Annotated in this window: 15 protein-coding genes; 9 read left to right on the top strand and 6 right to left on the bottom strand. The window is 62.5% G+C overall.

Translation table 11 applies throughout. The features are described from left to right. Nucleotides 1-113 precede the first annotated feature (113 nt). Nucleotides 114-3,581: a hypothetical protein gene (locus DQG18_RS09695; protein WP_116654068.1), complete on the top strand. Its 3,468-nt coding sequence runs from the start codon at nt 114-116 to the stop codon at nt 3,579-3,581. A gap of 171 nt (nt 3,582-3,752) precedes the next feature. Here DQG18_RS09695 and tyrS read toward each other — a convergent pair whose 3' ends face one another. Further along, the gene (gene tyrS / locus DQG18_RS09690) at nt 3,753-5,006 is read right to left on the bottom strand and encodes a tyrosine--tRNA ligase (RefSeq protein WP_116654067.1); all 1,254 of its coding nucleotides are present in this window, start codon (nt 5,004-5,006) and stop codon (nt 3,753-3,755) included. Nucleotides 5,007-5,052: 46 nt separating this feature from the next. Next, the gene (locus DQG18_RS09685) at nt 5,053-5,715 is read right to left on the bottom strand and encodes an alpha/beta hydrolase (protein ID WP_116654066.1); all 663 of its coding nucleotides are present in this window, start codon (nt 5,713-5,715) and stop codon (nt 5,053-5,055) included. A gap of 221 nt (nt 5,716-5,936) precedes the next feature. Here DQG18_RS09685 and DQG18_RS09680 point away from each other — a divergent pair, with 221 nt between their 5' ends. From DQG18_RS09680 to DQG18_RS09650, 7 genes are all read left to right on the top strand, one after another. Continuing rightward, a complete protein-coding gene (locus tag DQG18_RS09680; protein WP_245958428.1) occupies nt 5,937-7,130 on the top strand; it encodes a cysteine desulfurase family protein in 1,194 nt (397 codons plus the stop codon). A 26-nt stretch (nt 7,131-7,156) separates the two neighbouring features. After that, on the top strand, nt 7,157-8,686 hold the full coding sequence (sufB, locus tag DQG18_RS09675; RefSeq protein WP_116654064.1) for a Fe-S cluster assembly protein SufB: 1,530 nt from the start codon (nt 7,157-7,159) through the stop codon (nt 8,684-8,686). 70 nt (nt 8,687-8,756) lie between these two features. Further along, nucleotides 8,757-9,521, top strand: coding sequence for a Fe-S cluster assembly ATPase SufC (sufC, locus tag DQG18_RS09670; RefSeq protein ID WP_116654242.1), 765 nt, complete (start codon nt 8,757-8,759; stop codon nt 9,519-9,521). Nucleotides 9,522-9,531: 10 nt separating this feature from the next. Next, nucleotides 9,532-10,743: a Fe-S cluster assembly protein SufD gene (sufD, locus tag DQG18_RS09665; protein ID WP_157970095.1), complete on the top strand. Its 1,212-nt coding sequence runs from the start codon at nt 9,532-9,534 to the stop codon at nt 10,741-10,743. Beyond that, entirely contained in the window at nt 10,743-11,960 is a 1,218-nt protein-coding gene (locus tag DQG18_RS09660; protein WP_116654062.1) for a cysteine desulfurase, read from the top strand. The genes sufD and DQG18_RS09660 overlap by 1 nt, the downstream gene beginning before the upstream one ends. A 9-nt stretch (nt 11,961-11,969) precedes the next feature. Further along, nucleotides 11,970-12,359, top strand: a complete 390-nt coding sequence (locus DQG18_RS09655) for an SUF system Fe-S cluster assembly protein (RefSeq protein WP_116654061.1) — start codon at nt 11,970-11,972, stop codon at nt 12,357-12,359. 2 nt (nt 12,360-12,361) lie between these two features. Further along, nucleotides 12,362-12,748, top strand: coding sequence for a HesB/IscA family protein (locus DQG18_RS09650; RefSeq protein ID WP_198669721.1), 387 nt, complete (start codon nt 12,362-12,364; stop codon nt 12,746-12,748). A gap of 257 nt (nt 12,749-13,005) precedes the next feature. On the opposite strand, the gene DQG18_RS09645 is transcribed toward DQG18_RS09650, so the two are convergent. The 3 genes from DQG18_RS09645 to parE all read right to left on the bottom strand — a co-directional run bounded on the left by DQG18_RS09645 (nt 13,006) and on the right by parE (nt 17,867). Then, the gene (locus DQG18_RS09645) at nt 13,006-14,067 is read right to left on the bottom strand and encodes a GGDEF domain-containing protein (protein ID WP_116654060.1); all 1,062 of its coding nucleotides are present in this window, start codon (nt 14,065-14,067) and stop codon (nt 13,006-13,008) included. 194 nt (nt 14,068-14,261) lie between these two features. Further along, entirely contained in the window at nt 14,262-15,596 is a 1,335-nt protein-coding gene (locus tag DQG18_RS09640; protein ID WP_116654059.1) for a DEAD/DEAH box helicase, read from the bottom strand. A 252-nt stretch (nt 15,597-15,848) separates the two neighbouring features. Further along, complete coding sequence (gene parE / locus DQG18_RS09635; RefSeq protein WP_116654058.1) at nt 15,849-17,867, bottom strand: DNA topoisomerase IV subunit B; 2,019 nt, start codon at nt 17,865-17,867, stop codon at nt 15,849-15,851. A 505-nt stretch (nt 17,868-18,372) separates the two neighbouring features. On the opposite strand from parE, the gene DQG18_RS09630 reads away from it, so the two are divergent. Continuing rightward, nucleotides 18,373-19,266 (top strand): sulfotransferase domain-containing protein, encoded by an 894-nt coding sequence (locus DQG18_RS09630; RefSeq protein ID WP_157970094.1) that lies wholly within the window; start codon nt 18,373-18,375, stop codon nt 19,264-19,266. A gap of 176 nt (nt 19,267-19,442) precedes the next feature. On the opposite strand, the gene glnA is transcribed toward DQG18_RS09630, so the two are convergent. Continuing rightward, nucleotides 19,443-20,852, bottom strand: coding sequence for a type I glutamate--ammonia ligase (gene glnA / locus DQG18_RS09625; RefSeq protein ID WP_116654056.1), 1,410 nt, complete (start codon nt 20,850-20,852; stop codon nt 19,443-19,445). Between the last annotated feature and the right edge of the window lie 17 nt (nt 20,853-20,869).

The raw sequence follows: 20,869 nt of genomic DNA, 5'->3' as shown, positions 1-20,869 counted from the left end.
GGCATTTTAGGTGTTCGGCCACATTCGAGCCAGTATGGTCGCCCAAACGGCTGATCGGCTTTTAGCCGATTCTTCCCGGTAATCCGGAATGGACTCGATCTGGACCCTATGATGTGAGCGAAACCGCCATGACCCCGGACCCTCCGCGTCCCGCGCGCAAGAAGCGCTGGCTCGGGGCCATCCGTATCGCTGCACTCATTGTGGTCGCGCTTTTCGCGCTGGTTTATGTCCGTCTGCTGTTCGGACCGATCTCGCTCAACTTCCTGTCGGACCGGGCGCAATCGATGGTGGCCGGGGTGGTCGATGACAGCTTTGCCGTCGGCTGGACCGATTTCGGGCTGTCGCTCAACGGGCCGGTCGATCTGGCTTTCCGCCTTTCGGACGTGACGCTGACCGAACAGACACATCAGTCGCTCATCACCATGTCGGCCCTCGATATTTCCATTTCACCCCTCGGGATGCTGCGCGGGCGGCCCGAGGCGCGGATCGTCATGATCGAGCCCCATTTCCAGGCCGTCCAGGACCTGCTCGGCACGCGCCTTTCCCGCTTCGATATCGAGGACCCCGGCGATGGCACGCCCTCGGTCGTGCGCATCCATCAGGGAGCCCAAACCGTCGAGGGGGTCGTCATCGGCAGCGAGGGGCTGTCGCTCGACGGCATGGAGGAGGGCGCCGCCGGGCTGCGCTCGGACAATGACTGGCTGATCGCCAACGTGGAAAACATCAACACCTCGCTTGCGGACGTTGCCGCCCGCGCCATGGGCGGACAGGTCAACCGCATCGAGGTGCGCAACGGCTCGGCGGGCGTACTCGACACGGTCTATGGGCTCTACAAGGAATTCGACAGCATCGGCGTCGAGGTCCGGGCCGGACGCGAGGACGGGCGGGTCTCGGCGGTCTTTTCGGCGCAGATCGCGGGCCGGACCATGCACGGGACGCTGGTGCGCGAGCGGACCGTCGATGGCGCGGTCATCTCGGCGGATGTGGACGACATCGACTTTTCGACCGTCATTCCCTTTCTCGACGACGCCGAGGGCATTGCCGCCCTGCGCGGGGTGGGGCGGTTGGGCGCGCAGATCGATTACGATGCGGCAGGCATCGTTGAAGGCGCGACCTTCACCATCGATCTTTCCGGCACCGCGCTGAGGCTCAACAACGACCTGTTCGCCATCGAGACCGAGCCGTTCGAGGTCGCGTGGACCCCGCGGGAATCGCGGTTCAGCTTTGCCGATGTGGATGCCGCCATCGGGCAGAGCCGGGGGCTGGTCAGCGGCGATCTGGTCATGGGGTTCGATCAGTTGTTCGGGCCAACGGTCGGCCTCTCGATCCGGGCCAGCGATGTGTGGCTGCACCCCGACGACCTCGATGCGCCCCGGGAGCCGTTCGAGCTTTTCAGTTTCGAGGGCTGGACGGCCCCGCTCTACGGGGCGATCGGCATCGACCGGATGGTGGGTGCGCGGGAAAATGTCAGCGTCGTCATGCAGGGGCGCGTCGACACGGTCCGCGAGGGGATCGGGCTCGATGTGACGATCAGCGGACGCGGCGCGTCCTCGGACGATCTCAAACGGCTCTGGCCCTATCTGTTTTCGCCCGAGGCACGGGAGCTGTTCGCCGAATATGTCATCGACGGGCAGGTCCATTCCGCCGACATGCGGTTCAAATTCCCCGTCGGCACCATCGGCAATCCCGACCAGACCGGCCCGGTCCCCGAAGGCTCGATCGATATCGAGATCGTCGGCTCCGATCTCGAATTACAGCCTTTCGAGGGCATTCCCCAGTTCGGGGTGGATGGCGAGGCGCGGGTGACAGTGCGCGACAACCAGTTCACCATGGCGTTCGAGAAGGCGACGATCACCGATCCATCCGGCAATATCGCCATCTCAAACGCGGCCTTTCTCAATCAGGATACTTCCGCGCCGACGCAGATTTTTGAAATTTCCGGCGACATATCGGGCTCGGTGCCCACAGTGATGCGGATCGCCAATGCCGAGCCGCTCAACCTTCTCGAGGAGTTTCAGTTCGGGTTCGACCTCGATGCGCTGGCGGACGACCTCGGCGGTGACGTGGCGGCGACGGTGATCTCGACGATCAAGACCGATGAAACAGGGCGCATGATCAGCACCGATTATGTGCTCAACGGATCGGTCGCCAACCTGCGCAGCATCAACCCCATAGAGGGGTTCGGCTTTTCCGAAACCAATCTGTCGTTCACCGCCTCGCAGGCCGGATTCAATATTGCGGGGCAGGGCAAGCTCGAGGATATCGCGGTCGATCTTCACGCCACGCGCTCGGGAAACGAGGCGGCCGATTTCCGGGCTGCCGCCACGTTCAGCGTCGAGGATGCGCGCTCGATCGGGCTCGATCTTTCCGAGTTCATGGATGGCAATGTGCGGGTAGTCACCCGTCCGATGCCCGACGGGAGCTTTCAGGTGCTGGCCGATCTGGCCGATGCGGGGTTGAGGCTCACCGATATCGGCATCGCCAAGGAGCGCGGCGCGCCGGGGCGGCTGGCGGGGGTGGTGAGGCTGGACGGCGACCGGACGGCGATCAGCGATCTCGACCTTGCCTTCGGTACGGTGCGGCTGATGGGCGATGTCGATGTCGGGCTCGACGGCACGCTGGAACTGGCCGAATTCTCCACCTTCCAGATCAGTCCGGGGGACGATGCCCAGGTATCGATGACGCAGATCGATGGCGGGTTTTCGCTCGCGGTCAGGGGCGAGCAACTGGACGTCAAGCCCATCCTCAAGCGCTTCTTCGATCTTGAGGGCGATCCCGATGCCGGGGCCAGCGAGGACCTGGGCAACCAGGTCTTCAATGTCTCAGTTAATCTCGACCGCGCGCTGGGGCACTATGCGGCGGTGGTTTATAATCTCGATCTCGACCTTGCCGTGCGCGGCGACGAGTTGCGGCGCGTCAATCTCACCGGGCAGTTGGGCGGCGGGCGCACCATGTCAGCGACGACCAACGCGCTGCCCGAAGGCCGCGTCATTTCCTATGCGGCCAACGACATTGGTGCCGTCCTGCGCTTCATCGGCGTCTATCCGCGTCTCGTCGGGGGCGAGGGGAGCCTCGTCATGCGCTACGATCCGCCTTCGCGGATCGATCGCGGTGAATTCATCATCCGTGAATTTTCGATCGCCGATGAAGCCAATCTGTCCCAGATCGTGGGCGAACATCAGGAATCCCGGCAGGTGCTGGGGCGGAGCAGTTCACTGTCCTTCGATTTCGGCCGCGCCGAATTCCTGCGCACCGCCGACCGGATCGAGGTTCTCGAAGCGGCGCTTTATGGCGATACGGTGGGGGGCACCATGCGCGGCAACGTCCTGACGCGCGACGGGCAATACGACCTTGCCGGCACCTACGTGCCGCTGTTCGGGCTCAACAACATCTTCCAGCAACTGCCGATCCTGGGGCCCATTTTCGGCGGGCGCGAAGGGGAGGGGCTGATCGGGGTGACGTTTGCCGTACGCGGTCCGCTGAGCCAGCCGCAGATACTGGTCAATCCGGTTTCGATTCTTGCGCCGGGGGTATTCCGGACGCTGTTCGAGTATCGGGCGCAGGAGCAGACGGGGGGGTAAACTCGGATGCTGTGCCTGCGGAAGCATCGCGGCCCCCTCACCCCCAGCCCCTCTCCCTCAAGGGGAGAGGGGGCTCAAGAGCCGAAACCTCCACAGTGCCCACCTTCTCCCCTCGTGGGAGAAGGTGCCCGAAGGGCGGATGAGGGGGCGCTGCGCAGCAGCGTCTATCGCTTAGACCGGCTTTAGCAGCACATGCCGCTTCTTGCCGATCGAGAGCTTGATGACGCCTTCGGAGAGGACGTGTTCTTCGCCCAGCGCCAGCTTGTCGTCGGTTACCGTCTCGTCGTTGACCTTGAGCGCGCCGGCCTGGATGTGGCGGCGGGCTTCGCCGTTTGAGCTGGCAAGGTTGGCGGTGACGGCGGCGGCGAGAATGCCAAGGCCCCCGCGCAGCGCCGACCAGCCGATCTGGATGGTGGGGAGCGAAAGGTCCAGTTGACCTGCCTCGAAAAGCGCCACGGCGGCGGCGGCGGCTTCCTCGGCGGCGGCGCGGCCGTGGACGAGCGCGGTGGCCTCTGTGGCCAGCACCTTTTTGGCTTCGTTGATATCGGTGGCGACGCCCCCGACGACGCGCGCGATCTCATCGAGCGGCAGGGTGGTAAAGAGCTTGAGGAACCGCTCGACGTCGGCGTCCTCGGTGTTCCGCCAGTATTGCCAGAATTCGTAGACCGAAAGCGCGTCCTCGTTGAGCCAGACAGCCCCGTTCGCGGTCTTGCCCATCTTCTGGCCCGAGGCAGTGGTGAGCAGCGGCGAGGTGAGCGCGAAGAACTGCGCGCCCAGCATCCGGTGGCCCAGATCGAGCCCGTTGATGATGTTGCCCCACTGATCCGACCCGCCCATTTGCAGCACGCAGCCATAGCGCTGGTGCAGTTCCACGAAGTCGTAGGCCTGCAGGATCATGTAGTTGAATTCGAGGAACGAGAGCGACTGCTCGCGATCGAGGCGCTGCTTTACCGAATCGAAGCTCAGCATGCGGTTGACCGAAAAGTGACGGCCCACGTCGCGCAGGAATTCCACATAGGACAGCCCGAGCAGCCAGTCGGCGTTGTTGGCCATGATGGCCGGGTTCCCGGGGCGGTCGAAATCGAGGAAGTTGGCGAACTTGCGCTTGATGCCCTCGATATTGGCGGCGATGCCCTCCACCGTAAGCAGCTTGCGCGCCTCGTCCTTGAAGGAAGGATCGCCGATCATTCCGGTGCCGCCGCCCATCAGCGCGATGGGACGATGGCCTGTCCTCTGCATCCAGTGCAGCATCATGATCTGCATCAGGTGGCCGACATGGAGCGAAGCGGCGGTCGGATCATACCCGATATAGCCGGTGACGACCCCGCTCGCAAAAGCCTTGTCCAACCCCTCGGGGTCGGAGATCTGATGGATGAAGCCGCGCTCGTTGAGCGTTGCGAGGAATTCCGATTTGAACTGTGTCATTGGGCAGGACCCGGTCGAAGGTTTTGAGGATGTTTTTGTTTATCGCTCAACGTCCGCCGCCGGCGGCGATCTCGGCCCGGCGGCGGTCGAGATACTCGCCGCAATTGCCGATCAACTCGTCGATCTTGCCTTCATAGAAGTGGTTTGCACCCTCGATGATCTGCTGTTCGATGGTGATGCCCTTCTGGGTCTTCAGTTTGTCCACGAGCTTCTGGACCGCTTCGGGAGGGGCCACGCGGTCCTTGTCGCCATGGATGATCAGGCCCGAGGAGGGGCAGGGGGCAAGGAACGAGAAATCGTAAAGATTTTCCGGGGGCGAGACCGAGATGAAGCCCTCGACCTCGGGGCGGCGCATCAGGAGCTGCATGCCGATCCAGGCGCCGAACGAGAACCCGGCGATCCAGCAGCCCCGGCTTTCGCGGTTGAGGGCCTGGAGCCAGTCGAGCGCCGCGGCGGCGTCGGAAAGCTCGCCGACTCCGTGATCGAATACGCCCTGCGAACGCCCGACCCCGCGCGAATTGAAGCGAAGCACCGCAAAGCCGCGTTCCACGAACATGTAAAAAAGATTGTAGACGATCTGGTTGTTCATCGTACCCCCGAACTGGGGGTGGGGGTGAAGAACGATCGCGACGGGGGCGTTGGGCTCCTTGCCCGGCTGGTAACGGCCTTCGATACGGCCTTCGGGGCCATTAAAAATCACTTCAGGCATTTGAGCACTACCTTTTGATATTATCCGGCCCATGGCAATTTCAGCGCGCCTCGTGCATGGGAGCCATTCAGGCGAACGGCGCGGCTTGACGAACGCCCCGGGTGTCCATAAAACTGACTGAAATACCAGTTTAGAACTATTCCAAATTGGTATCCGCCGTTTTACCGGCCTTTGTTGAGCGCCCCTTGTACTGAAGGTGCGCGCTGAATTTCAAGGATTGTTTGAGGTTCACGCCTTCGGGCAGCCGGACCTCGGACCAGTTGATGGATCGGATGGCCGCTTATCTCGACCATAATGCATCGGCGCCGCTGCTCCCGCAAGCCCGGGAGGCGATGATCGCAGCGCTCGGGCGCGTGGGCAACCCGTCCTCGGTGCACGGGCCGGGGCGCGCGCTGCGCAAGCTGATCGACGATGCGCGCGATGAGGTGGCGGCGCTCGCGGGCGCCGAGGCCAGGCAGGTGGTGTTCACCGGTTCGGCCACCGAGGCGCTGACGCAGGCGATCGTGGGTGGGGTGAAGGCTTTCGGTATTTCCCGCGTCGTCGTTGGCGCGACCGACCACGCCGCCGCGCTCAAGGCGGGGGAGGCGAGCGGTGCATCGGTGCGGGTGCTTGGGGTCGATGAGAACGGCCTTGTCGATCTCGATGCGCTGGCGCTGATGATCGAAACGGCGGATGCGGCGGGCGAAAAACTGCTGGTTGCGTTCTCCTGGGTCAATAACGAAACCGGCGTCATCCAGCCGCGCGGGCGGATCGAGGCGATGGTGGGGCCGACGCCTCATATTCTCGTCATCGATGCGGTGCAGGGTTTTGGCAAGCTGGCCCTCGATTTTTCCGCTTCCCCCGCCGATATGGTGGCGGTGAGCGCGCATAAAATCGGCGGGCCTGCCGGTGTGGGCGCGCTGCTGGTCAAGGGCCATTGCGACACGGTGCGGCTCGTGCCGGGGGGCGGGCAGGAACAGGGGCGGCGCGGCGGCACGGAATCGGCCGCGCTGATCGCGGGGTTCGGCGCGGCCTGCAAGGCCAATGCCGAGGCTTTCGATCTGGAACGCATTGGCGGCGTGCTGGTTGATTTCGAGGCACGGCTGACCGATATGGCATCTGATGCAGTGGTTTTCGGCAAGGGTGCCGAACGGATCGGAACGGTCTCCAATTTCGCCGTTCCGGGCATAACGAACACCGTGGCGATGATGGCGCTCGATCTGGCAGGGGTTGCGGTTTCATCCGGCTCGGCCTGCTCGTCGGGCAAGGTGGGGCGAAGCCACGTGCTGAGCGCGATGGGCGTTGACCCTAGAATCAGCGAATGCGGGCTCAGGGTGAGCCTGGGCTGGAACAGCGAAACAAAAGACGTCGACGCCTTCTTTACGGCGTTCGAGACGGTCATGAACCGGCAACGCCGGAGCGGCGCGGCCGCATGAGCGGGCGCGAATATCAGGAGAGACCTATGTCCGACTACGACATCCCGACACTCAAGGAAGAAATCGACAGGGAAACCGTCGATCAGGTTCTTGCGCTGGACGTCGACAAGTACAAATACGGCTTCGAGACGATCATCGAGACCGAGAAGGCCCCCAAGGGGCTCGATGAGGATACGATCCGGTTCATCTCGAAAAAGAAGGATGAACCCGAATGGATGCTCGAATGGCGGCTGGCCGCATTCCGGCGCTGGCTGACGCTCGATGAGCCGACCTGGGCACGCGTCTCCTATCCCAAGATCGATTTTCAGGACCAGCACTATTACGCCGCGCCAAAGGGGCTGAACGGGCCGAAGTCGCTTGACGAGGTCGATCCCGAATTGCTGCGGACCTATGAAAAGCTCGGCATTCCGCTCTCCGAACAGAAGATTCTTGCCGGCGTGCGGGAAGACAATGGTGCGGATGGCACCCCCTTCAGCGGCAATGTGGCCGTGGACGCGGTGTTCGACTCGGTTTCGGTGGTGACGACGTTCCGCGAGGAACTTGCCAAGCACGGCATCATCTTCTGTTCGATCTCCGAGGCGATCCGCGAGCACTCCGACCTGGTGAAGAAGTATCTCGGTTCGGTCGTGCCGGTGACGGACAATTTCTATGCCACGCTCAATTCGGCGGTGTTTACGGACGGCTCGTTCGTCTACATCCCAAAGGGCGTGCGCTGCCCGATGGAGCTTTCGACCTATTTCCGCATCAACGAACCCAATACGGGCCAGTTCGAGCGGACGCTGATCATCGCCGAGGAAGGCTCGTATGTGAGTTACCTCGAAGGCTGCACGGCGCCCATGCGCGACGAGAACCAGCTTCACGCCGCCGTGGTCGAACTGGTGGCGCTGGACGATGCCGAGATCAAGTACTCGACCGTCCAGAACTGGTATCCCGGCGATAAGGACGGCAAGGGCGGCATCTACAACTTCGTCACCAAGCGCGGCGATTGCCGGGGCAAGAACTCCAAGATTTCCTGGACGCAGGTGGAAACCGGTTCGGCGATCACCTGGAAGTATCCGAGCTGCATCCTGCGCGGGGACGGTTCGCGGGGCGAATTCTATTCCATCGCTATCTCGAACGGCCACCAGCAGATCGACAGCGGCACCAAGATGATCCATCTGGGCAAGAACACCTCTTCCCGGATCATCTCCAAGGGCATTGCCGCCGGGTTCTCGGAAAACACCTATCGTGGGCAGGTTTCCTCGCACCGCAAGGCGACCAACGCGCGCAACTTCACCCAGTGCGACAGCCTGCTGATCGGTGATCGGTGCGGGGCCCATACGGTGCCCTATATCGAAAGCCGGAACGGGTCGACGGTGTTCGAGCACGAGGCGACGACCTCGAAGATTTCGGATGACCAGATGTTCTATTGCCTGCAACGCGGGCTGAACGAGGAAGAGGCGGTGGCGCTGATCGTCAACGGCTTCGTGCGCGACGTGCTCCAGCAGCTTCCGATGGAATTCATGGTCGAGACCCAGAAGCTGATCGGCATTTCGCTCGAAGGCAGCGTGGGCTGACCGAAACAGGACTTGGCGCCCGCCAGGCGGGCAGATGAAATATGGGGCGGCCAGCGGGCCGGAGACAAAAATGACGACACCACTTCTTGAAATCCGCAACCTCCACGTTCGCGTCGAGGACAATGAAATTTTGAAGGGCGTGAACCTGACGATCGATCGCGGCCAGGTTCATGCGATCATGGGCCGGAACGGGTCCGGCAAATCGACGCTCTCCTATGTTCTGGCGGGCAAGGAAGATTATGAGGTCACCGAGGGCGAAGTGCTGCTCGACGGCGAAAATCTCCTCGAGATGGAGCCCGATGAGCGCGCGGCGGCGGGCGTGTTCCTCGCCTTCCAGTACCCGATCGAAATTCCGGGCGTTGCAACGCTCACCTTCCTCAAGGCCGCCATGAACGCCCAGCGCAAGGCGCGCGGGGAGGGCGAGCTTTCCACCCCTGAGTTCATGAAGGCGATCAAGGATGCGTCCGGCCTGCTCGACATCAAGCAGGACATGCTCCGGCGCCCGCTCAATGTGGGCTTTTCGGGCGGCGAGAAGAAGCGCGCGGAAATCCTGCAGATGGCGCTGCTCCAGCCCAAGCTCGCGATCCTCGACGAGACCGATTCCGGGCTGGACATCGACGCGCTGAAGGTGGTGTCGGAAGGTGTCAACCGGCTGCGCAGCGATGACCGCGCCATGTTGGTCATCACGCACTACCAGCGGCTTTTGAACCATATTGTCCCCGACGTGGTGCACGTCTTCTCGAATGGCCGGGTCGTTGAGACTGGCGGCAAGGAACTGGCGCTCGAGCTCGAAGCCAAGGGTTATGCCGACTTCGACGAATCCCACGCTGCATAAGGAGCGGACCGTGAATATCCAGACACCAGTTCGTCTCAGCGCGGCCGAGGAAGCGCTCGTCAGCCAGCTCGAAAGTACGGGCGCGACCGACGCTGCGGAAAGGCTGCGGGTCATCGGCCTGCCGACCCGGCGCGTCGAATCCTATCACTATACCGATCTCAAGACCCTGCTCTCGGCGGTGCCGCCGCTGGCGAGGCAGGGGGCGGGCGCGGGCGCGCCGGCCATCGACATTCCGGGCGCCTATCGCATCGTCATTGCCAATGGCGAGGTGCAGAATACCGGTACGGCCCCCAACGGGGTGATCGTCTCCAAGGTTGCCGGGGCGACGCTCACGACGCGCGACGACGTGCTCGTGCGGCTCAACGCGGCACTGGTTCCCGAATCGGTCAGCATCGAGCTGGCCGGGGACGTCGAAACGGTGGTCCATATCGACCGGCGCATGGAGGGTGAGGCCGCCCATGTGCACAGCGGGGCCAAGATCGCCTTTGCCCCCGGATCGAAGGCCACGGTGATCGAGACCGTCTCGGGAAGCGATGCGGGGCATATGGGCAACGCCGGGAGCTACGTCTCGGTGGGCGAAAACGCAGAGGTGACCCATATCCTCGTCGATCTTTCCGCCAGTCAGGCGACGCATTTCGCCTCGCTCGAATACCGGCTGTCGGCGGGTGCCAAATTCAAGTCCGTCGTCATCAATGCGGGTGCCGATCTCGCCCGGGCGCAGATTTTCGCCGAGTTCACCGGCGAGGGCGCGCATGGCGATTTCTACGGGCTGAATCTTGTCAATGACGGGCAGCACAAGGACATCACGCTCGATGTGACCCATGGCGTGGCGCACACCACCTCGACCGAGCTTTACAAGCAGATTGCGCGCGGGCGGGGCAAGGCGGTGTTCCAGGGCCGGATCAACGTCGCCCAGGACGCGCAGAAGACCGACGCCAAGATGATGATGCAGGGGCTGATGCTTTCGGATGAAGCCGAAATCCTTACCAAGCCCGAGCTTGAGATCTTCGCAGACGACGTCGTGTGCGGCCATGGCGCCACCTGTGGCGATCTCGATGAGAGCTGGCTATTCTACCTCATGAGCCGGGGCATTTCGCGCACCGATGCGGAAACCATGCTGATCCGGGCGTTCCTCGAGGAAGTCGTGGAAGCGGTCGGTGAGGAGCACGTCATCGAGGCACTTGGCGGGGTTGTCGAGGGCTGGCTCGGCAAGGCCGGCTGATGGGCATCGATCTCGCAAGGGTCCGCGCGGATTTCCCCATCCTTGGGGAAAATATCCACGGCAACCGGCTGGTCTATCTCGACAGCGGCGCATCGGCGCAAAAGCCGGTGCAGGTGCTCGACCGCATGGACCACGCCTACCGGCACGAATACGCCAATGTGCACCGGGGCCTGCATACGCTGGCCAACCGCGCAACCGACGCTTTCGAGGCGGGGCGGGAAAAGGTGCGGGCGTTTCTGAACGCCGAGCGGGCCGAGGAGATCATCTTCACGCGCTCGGCGACCGAGGCGATCAATCTGGTCGCAGCTTCCTTTGCCGGGCCCAGGATCGGGGAGGGCGACGAAATCGTCCTTTCGATCATGGAGCACCACTCCAATATCGTGCCCTGGCATCTTCATCGCGAGCGCAAGGGCGCGGTGCTTAAATGGGTGGACGTCGATGACGAGGGCGCGTTCGATCTCGATGCGTTCGCGGCGGCGCTGACCGATCGCACGCGGATGGTGGCCATCACGCATATGTCCAACGTGCTGGGCACGATCACGCCGCTCAGGAAGATCGTCGAGATCGCGCACGCCAGGAACATTCCGGTGCTGATCGACGGCAGCCAGGGCGCGGTGCACGAAAAGGTGGACGTACGCGACATCGGCGCGGATTTTTACGTCTTCACCGGCCACAAGCTTTACGGGCCCACGGGGATCGGCGTTCTTTACGGGCGCCATGACCTGCTCGCCGAAATGCAGCCCTATCAGGGTGGCGGTGAGATGATCGAGGAAGTGAGTCTCGATGCGGTTACCTATAACGTGCCGCCGCACCGCTTCGAGGCCGGGACGCCGCCCATCGTGGAGGCCATCGGGCTCGGCGCGGCCATCGATTATGTCGAGAGTGTCGGGCGGGATGCGATCGCCGCCCACGAGCGCGAGATCGCCGCTTACGCCCATGAGCGGCTGGCGCGGATCAATTCGCTGCGCGTTATCGGCAATGCGCCGGGCAAGGGCGGGATTTTCTCGTTCACGCTCGACAATGCGCACGCCCATGACGTCTCGACGCTGCTGGACCGCTACGGGGTCGCGGTGCGCGCGGGGACCCATTGCGCGATGCCGCTTTTGAAGAGATTTGGCGCGACCTCTACATGCCGCGCCTCGTTTGCCCTATATAATGGCAAGGACGATGTGGACGCGCTGGTCGAGGGCATCGAGAAGGCGCGGACGTTTTTCTAGAGGTTGACGATGAACGACACAGTTTCCACCGATACCGACGACGAAAAGTCCGCAGTGGTTTCAGCCTCCGGCTCCGCCCTGCCGCCCGAAGAGGTGGAGCGGATCACGGCCGACCTGATCGGTGCGCTCAAGACCGTCTATGACCCGGAAATCCCGGTCGATATCTATGAACTCGGGCTCATCTACCGGGTGGACCTCGACGATGACCGCAAGGTCACCATCGACATGACGCTGACCGCGCCGGGGTGTCCCGTGGCGGGCGAAATGCCCGGATGGGTCGAGAACGCGGCGCGCACCGTCGAGGGCATTTCCGATGTCGAGGTCCACATGGTGTTCGACCCCCCCTGGGGGCCGGACCGGATGAGCGAGGAAGCGCAGGTTGCGCTGAACTGGTGGTAGCAATGCCTTTCGCGATTATGTCCCTTACCGATGGCGCCGCAGACCGCATCCGCGAAATCATCGCGGATAGCGACAAGCCGGTGGCCGGGGTGCGGGTTGGCGTCAGGAACGCCGGCTGCGCCGGGATGGCCTATACGCTCGATTACGTCACCGAGCCGGTGGCGGGCGACGATCACATCCATGAGAAGGGTGTTCACGTCTGGATCGAGCCCAAGGCGACGCTGTTCCTGTTGGGGACGGTGATGGATTACGAGCAATCGAAAATGTCCTCGGGCTTCACCTTCAACAATCCCAATCAGGAAGGCGCGTGCGGGTGCGGGGAGAGCGTGCAGCTCAAGCCCGCCGACCTTGCCGAGATCGCTGCGGCGCGCGCGGCGGCTACCGCCTGAACATTTTTCGCCTTTGCTTCCCCGGATCGTTTCAGATTGTGATGGAAACGATATGCTCCCGATGATTTGGCCGGGCTCGCACTGGACCCCGGTAATAAATACCGGGGTGACATTTGATGGGAAAGATGGGCGGGGAGCCAACCACAAACTCCGCTGTCACCCCGGTATTTATTACCGGGGTCCAGTGCGGAGCCTCCGCCACACCGATTCCATGAACTTTGAACGGCTCCAGCAGTGACGAAAGTTGCGGCCCTTACTCAAGCCACATCGATCGTGCCGTTGTTTTCCGAGAGCTGGTGTTCGGCGACCACGCGGTTGCGGCCGTTGCCCTTGGCGGCGTAAAGGCATTTGTCGGCGCGTTCGACGAGGGTGGCGGCTGTGTCGTCGCTGCGGAACGTGGCAACGCCTACCGAGAGCGTGATTCGGCCCAGCTTCTCGTTGGTCGAGCGTTTGAGCAGTTCTTTTGACTGGACGGCGGCACGGATGGTTTCGCCCACATTGAGCCCGCCCGCCAGATCGGTTTCGGGCAGGATCGCGACGAACTCCTCGCCCCCGAAGCGGGCCGACATGTCGCGGCCGCGCAGATTGGCCTTCAAGACCTGAGCCACGAGGCGCAGCACCTGATCGCCGGTCAGGTGGCCGTAGGTATCGTTGAACGCCTTGAAATGGTCGATGTCGAAGACAAGCAGTGAGAGCGGCTTGCCGCTGGCGACCGTGCGCTCGATCTCGGCTTCGAGCTGCTCGTCGAAGGCCTTGCGGTTGGCGATCTTGGTCAGGGGATCGAGCATCGATTCCTTGCGCACCTCATCGAGATCGCGCTGGAGGACGGAAATGTCGTCCTTGGTGTTTTCAAGCTCGGCCTCGAGCTTGCGGTTCATGTCCTGCATCCGGCGGGTTTCTTTGAGGAGCCGCGAGGACAGGAGCTTTAGCGCGTCCTCGTCGATCCCGCCATTTTCGAGGTCGCCGGAGGCCTGCTGGAGCGAGCCTGAATAGGAACTGGCGGTGACCATCGCGATCTCGATGGCATGGTTGACGTCGGTGATCTTGCTGCTCATCACCTGCGACATGTGACGCAGCCGCGCGTCCATGTCGGCAATCTTGAGATGTTTTTCGCAAAGTGTCGAAGCGTCATCGATCCCGATGGAGCCCTTTTCGGCAAGGATCGCGTTGACGCTTTTGTTCAGGTCCCGGTTGGCGGCTGTCGCATAGGTATAGAACAGCTCGAAATAGACCGGGAAGGGTGGTATCTGCGAACGCTTGAGCAAAGCGAGCGCCGCATTCGCGAACCCGGATGCACGATCAAAATCGAGTTTCGTCACTTTACGTCCAACAGACCTGAATCGAGGCGAAACCTGCTTCGAGAATGGCGGGGGTTCAGTTCAGTTGCTGCATGACCCTGCACTTCCCCCTCGTGCAGTCAGCATTTGCTAATCATTCCATTTTGGCGTGTCCAGCGCAATCTCGCGCAGGCGCTATCATCCACAGGCGGTCACGCGTTCGTGATCGCCGAACGTCAGGCGCGCTTCCCCACCGAACGCAGGAGAAATGCCGGAATATGGCCGTCCGCGCCGAATGTGGCCGGTTCGGTGTCGTTGTCGGATGTATGGCGCCGCTTCTCGGGACGCGGCTTGCGGCTCTCTTCCGGGCGCGGCTTTTCGGCGGCGCGGGATTTTTGCGGCTTGTCGTCCTGCTTGTCCTCGCGGACAGGAGCCCTGGTGGCGGGCGCGTCGATCCAGTCGATCTGGCGGCCGATCAGGCTGGTGATCGCATCGACATATTTGCCCTCGGAGGGCCCGACCAGCGTGATGGCCGATCCGGACCGTCCGGCGCGCCCGGTGCGGCCGATGCGGTGGACGTAATCCTCGGCGTGGGTCGGCACGTCGAAATTGAAGACGTGGCTGACGGCGGGAATATCGAGGCCGCGCGCCGCAACGTCGGAGGCGACCAGAATGGCAAGGCTGCCGGTGCGGAAACGGTCCAGCGTATCCATGCGGCTTTTCTGGTCCATATCGCCATGCAGCGCGCCCGCGTTAAAGCCGTGTCGCTCGAGGGAGCGAGCGACGGTCGCCACGTCCCGCTTGCGGTTGCAGAAGATGATGGCGTTCTGCATGTCCTTGGCGGCGCGGATCTGGTCGCGCAGCGCGGCGCGCTTTTCGGCGGGGGTCTTGCCGACCTTCAGAAGCTTCTGGTCGATGGTCTCGGCGGTCGAATTCTGGCGGGCCACCTCGACCTTCACCGGATCGCGCAGGAAGCGCTGGGTGAGCTTCTGGATTTCAGGCGGCATGGTGGCCGAAAAGAACAGGGTCTGGCGGCGCGGGGGCAGCAGCGAGCAGATGCGCTCGATATCGGGGATAAAACCCATGTCCAGCATGCGGTCGGCCTCGTCGATGACGAGAATGTCCACGCCGGTCAACAGCAGCCTGCCGCGCTCGAAATGATCGAGCATGCGGCCCGGCGTTGCGATCAGCACGTCCGCGCCGCGATCGAGCTTCTTGTTCTGGTCCTCGAAGGAGACACCGCCGATCAGCAGGGCGACGGTCAGGCGATGGTTCTTGCCGTACTTCTCGAAATTCTCGTGCACCTGCGCAGCGAGTTCGCGCGTGGGTTCCAAAATGAGCGTGCGCGGCATGCGGGCGCGGGCGCGGCCCTTTTCGAGCAGGGTCAGCATGGGCAGGACGAACGAGGCGGTCTTGCCGGTGCCGGTCTGGGCAATGCCGATCAGGTCCTTTTTCTCAAGGACGTGCGGGATGGCCTGTGCCTGGATGTCGGTCGGTTTGGTATAGCCGGCGGCAGTGACGGCGTCGGTCACCTTGTCGCCCAGTCCGAGCTCGGAAAATTTTACGGTCAAAATCGGATGTCCATTGTCACTTGTGCCAGAGGGGCGACGTTGAAACGGAAAGCGGCTTTCCGTTCTTCATTCCCAAACGCACCGCAATCTCGCGAGAACTGCCATGGCAGCCTTGTGCTTTACGCTGTCACCGGGACCTGAAAATCGTTCCGATGTTACCATTTGGCCTCTGACGGGGCGGACCATAACGGAACATGTTCCCAAGTCAATGTTCAAAAGGCCGCAATCCTTAATGTGCGGGCATTTTACGCATCACACATCGACATCAGTAACGAAGGCGGCGTGTTCGGAAATGAACTCGAAACGTGCTTCGGGCTTGTTGCCCATCAGACGGTCGACCGTCTGGGCGGTATCGGCGCGGTCGGCCTCGATCCTCACCTGCAGCAGCGTGCGGGTTTTGGGATTCATCGTCGTTTCCTTGAGATGGGCGTGGGGCATCTCCCCAAGGCCCTTGAAACGGGTGATCTCGACCTTGCCGCGCCCGGTGAACTCGGTCTCCACGAGCCGGTCCTTGTGGGCGTCGTCCATGGCATAAAGGGTCTTGGCGCCTTGCGAAATGCGGTAGAGCGGGGGCAGGGCGAGATAGAGGTGCCCGCCTTCGATGAGGCCCGGCAGTTCCTGATAAAAGAAGGTCATCAGCAGCGAGGCGATGTGGGCGCCGTCCACGTCCGCGTCGGTCATGATGATGATCTTGTCGTAGCGCAGGTCGTCCTCGCGGTACTTGTCGCGCGTGCCGCAGCCCAGCGCCTGGACGAGATCGGCGATCTGCTGGTTGGCCTTGAGCTTGTCGCGGCTGGCTCCGGCGACGTTGAGCACCTTGCCACGCAGGGGGAGCACGGCCTGTGAAGCGCGGTCGCGCGCCTGCTTGGCCGAGCCGCCTGCGCTGTCGCCTTCCACGATGAAGAGTTCGGCACCCTGCGCGGCGGACTGGCTGCAATCGGCCAGCTTGCCGGGCAGGCGCAGCTTTCGCGTCGCGGTCTTGCGGTCGACTTCCTTTTCCTTGCGGCGGCGGACGCGCTCCTCGGCGCGCTCGATGGTCCAGTCGAGCAGCTTGTTGGCCTGGGCAGGGGAGGCGGTCAGCCAGTGGTCGAAGGCGTCGCGGATGGCATTGTCAACGATGCGCGTGGCTTCGCCCGAGGCGAGCTTGTCCTTGGTCTGGCCCACGAACTCGGGCTCGCGGATGAACACCGACAGCATCGCTCCGCAATGGCCGAGTACGTCCTCCGAGGTGATGACCGAGGCGCGCTTGTTGCCCACGAGATCGGCGTAGTTCTTCAAACCCCGGAGCAGGGCGGTGCGCAGCCCCGCTTCGTGGGTGCCGCCATCCGGCGTCGTCACGGTGTTGCAGTAGGACGAGGTGAAGCTGTCGCCCAGATACCAGGCGAATGCCCACTCCACCGCCCCATGCGAGCCGGGCTTTCCGGCCTTGCCCGAAAAGACGTCATCGATGATGCGGGTTTTGCCCTCGATGCGGCGTTCGAGAAAGTCGCGCAGGCCGCCGGGGAAATGGAAGTTCGCTTTGGCCGGGACATCGCCCGAGGCAAGAGATTCATCGCACGACCAGCGGATTTCCACGCCCCCGAAAAGATACGCCTTGGCGCGCGTCATGCGGAAGATGCGGTCGGGAACGAATTTGAGCGCCGGGCCGAAGATTTCCGGGTCGGGATGAAAACGGGTCGAAGTGCCCCGGCGATTGTTGACGCGGCCCAGATTCTCCAGCGCCGAGGTCGGCTTGCCGCGCGAATAGGTCTGCCTGTAGAGCGTCTGTTCGCGCGCGACTTCGATGACCAGATCGTCGGAAAGTGCGTTGACCACAGAGACGCCGACGCCGTGCAGGCCGCCCGAGGTCTCATAGGCCTTGGAGTCGAACTTGCCGCCCGCGTGGAGCGTTGTCATGATCACTTCGAGCGCGGACAGATGGGGCATTTTGGGATGGCTTTCGACCGGGATGCCGCGCCCGTTGTCGATGACCGTGACATAACCGTCCGCCCCAAGATGTACCTCGATGCGGGTTGCGTAGCTGCCGATCGCCTCGTCCATCGAGTTGTCGATGACCTCGGCAAACAGGTGATGCAGCGCGTTGACGTCCGTGCCGCCGATATACATGCCGGGGCGGCGGCGCACCGGTTCAAGACCTTCGAGAACCTCGATGTCAGCAGCCGAATAGCTCTCGCCACCCGCCGCCGGCTTCTGGGGGGCGGGGGTCGGACGGGGCTGGGGCCGGGGCGGCACGGGCTGGGGCGTGCCAAACAGATCGTTGTCTTCACTCATCGGTCGGTCAGGTTCATCCCCGCGAATCAATGTGGATACTGCAATAGCATATGGTGGGCCGGTCTGCCGGAAACACCATAGTTTTCCGGGGTGTTCAAGAGTTTCCGGTCAGGGACGGGCGATTGACGTGTGCCATCGCGGGACAGGCGCAGGTATCATTTTCATGAGCGGATTTACCAACGGTTCGTTGTTCATCAGCACTTTTTTAAGCCCGGCAGTGTAGAAATTTTTTCATACGGTTCATGTGTTTGGAGTTGCCGTATGCGTGCAAAATCCGGTGGCAGCGTTGCGTATCTTGCAACCGGGGATCAGCACGGAACGATTTGGTGGTTGCAGGCCGGATTGACCGGTATTGCGTACCGGCTTGCCCACCTCTCGGTTCCCCGGCCCGCCGTGATCGGCGTTCTTTCCCTTGGTTTTTTCCTCATCTGAGACGTTCTCGTTTGTTGCGTACGCGGGCGCGTGGCGCTAGAGATCGGCCAGTTCCGATCCGGGAGATGCCCTCGTGTCAGTTGCAGCGGGAAAGTCCGTCCGCCCTCTTTATTTCGTTGCCTCGTATCCGCGTTCGGGCGGAACGTGGGTGCGCTCCATGGCCTATCTGCTGATCGTTTTGAGCCAGCCCGATGCGCCCAAGCAGATCGACATGCGCAATCTCGACAACATCATCCCTTGGGATGCGCATGGGCTGCTCTACAGGGCCGTGACCGGCAGGGAGCACGATACGCTCGATGAACTGGAAGTGGCCGAAGCGCGGCCCAAGGTCCATACGCTGCTGGCAACAGAGGACATTTCGCTGCCGGTGGTACGGACCCACGCGATCCGCGGCACGTTTCACGGGCACGAGACGATCAACCCCAAGGTGACGGGCGGGGCTACCTATGTGGTGCGCAACCCGCTCAACGTCGCCGCTGCGCTGGTCGAGATGGAAGGCGTTGCTCCGCTCAGGATCATCGAATTGATGATGAAGACGGACCGGCGCGTGCAGCAGGCGCAGTTCACGGTGGCCGAGCCGCAGGGCTCGTGGACGCAGAACGTGGCAAGCTGGACCGGGGCGCCGCAAAAGGAAATCCTCGTCCTGCGCTTCGAGGACATGGTGGCCGATCCGGCGCGCGAATTCCAGAAACTCGCAAGGCACATGGCCATCCCTGCCAACGAACGGACCATCGAAAAGGCCTGCGGGCTGATGGCCGAAATGCACAAGGCCGAAGGGTGGGCCGAGGATCGGCGAGATTACCGCACGATCCTCCAGCCCGCCCATGCCCGCGCCGTCATCGAGGGCCATGCGATCGAAATGAACCGGCACGGCTATCTCACCGAGCGTGTGCTAAGCCATGCGGGGATCGAGCGCGCCGAAGCGCTGGCCATCGCGGCCAAATACGCACCGGTGATGGCGGGCTGAGGATTTCGCATCAACTCGGGGCTATGCTTGCGTGATTGTCGTGAGATCGCGCTGGATTGCCGGGAACAGGTCCCGGAATGACATGGCGCTTTGGCGCGATCCTGACCTTTTCTCCGGTGTCGCCCCGGGATTTATTCCCGGGGACCAGAACGATATCTCCCTGACACCAGCGCATATCACGCCGAATAGTACATCTCGTATTCCACCGGGTGCGGGGTGTGCTCGAAGCGGATGACTTCTTCCATCTTGAGTTCGATATAGCTGTCGATGAAATCGTCGTCCATGACGCCGCCCGCCTTGAGAAAATCGCGGTCCTTGTCGAGATTTTCCAGTGCTTCGCGGAGCGAGGCCGAGACGGTGGGGATGTCCCGGAGTTCTTCCTTGGGCAACTCGTACAGATCCTTGTCCATCGGGTCGCCGGGGTGGATCTTGTTCCGGATGCCGTCAAGACCCGCCATCAGCAGGGCGGCGAAGGCGAGGTAGGGGTTGGCGAGGGGATCGGGGAAGCGGACCTCGACGCGCTTGGCCTTGGGGCTCTGGCCGAACGGAATACGGCAGGAGGCCGAGCGGTTGCGGGCCGAATAGGCCAGCAGCACGGGTGCCTCGAAGCCGGGCACCAGGCGCTTGTAGGAGTTGGTGGTCGGGTTGGTGAAGGCGTTGATGGCCTTGGCGTGCCTGATGATGCCGCCGATATAATAAAGGCAATCCATCGAAAGACCGGCATATTCGTCACCGGCGAACAGCGGCTTGCCCGCCTTCCAGATCGACTGGTGGCAGTGCATGCCCGAGCCGTTGTCGCCATAGACGGGCTTGGGCATGAAGGTCGCGGTCTTGCCGTACTGGGCGGCTACCTGCTGGACGCCGTATTTATAGAGCAGGACGTGGTCGGCCGCTGTGATCATGGGCGCAAAACGAATGCCCAGTTCGTGCTGAGCCGAGGCCACTTCGTGGTGATGCTTTTCGACGACCACGCCCATCGACGCGAGCGCCTCGAGCATTTCCCCGCGGATGTCCTGGGCGCTATCGACCGGGGGCACCGGAAAATAACCCTTCTTGAGCGGGATGTGGTGGCCGGAATTGCCGCCCTCGTAATCGGAGTCCGAATTGACGCCCAGTTCGCTGGAATCGACCTGGAACCCGACCTTGTAGGTCGAGGTGGAATATTTGACGTCGTCGAAAAGGAAAAATTCCGGCTCGGGGCCGAAGGCGACCGAGTCCCCGATGCCAGAGGTCGAGACGAATGCCTCGGCCTTTTTGGCGATCGAGCGGGGATCGCGGTTGTAGGGCTGATAGGTGGCCGGTTCGAGAATGTCGCAGTTGATGCAGAGCGTGGGCGCCGAAAAGAACGGATCGACATAGGCCGAGCCGGTGTCGGGCATCAGCACCATGTCGGACTCGTTGATGGCCTTCCAGCCCGCGATCGAGGAGCCGTCGAACATCACGCCGTCCTCGAACAGGTCGGCATCGACCACCGAAGCGTCCATGGTGACGTGCTGAAGCTTGCCGCGCAGGTCGGTGAAGCGCAGATCGACATACTTGATGCCTTCGTCCTTGATCCTGGTGATGAGATCGCTTGCTGAACTCATTGTTTGATCCCTATTGG

The sequence above is a fragment of the Pelagibacterium sediminicola genome, from assembly GCF_003390885.1.
Taxonomy (GTDB): Bacteria; Pseudomonadota; Alphaproteobacteria; order Rhizobiales; family Devosiaceae; genus Pelagibacterium; species Pelagibacterium sediminicola.
Note: the sequence above shows the minus strand (reverse complement) of the source record. Positions and strands in the feature narration are given on the sequence as shown.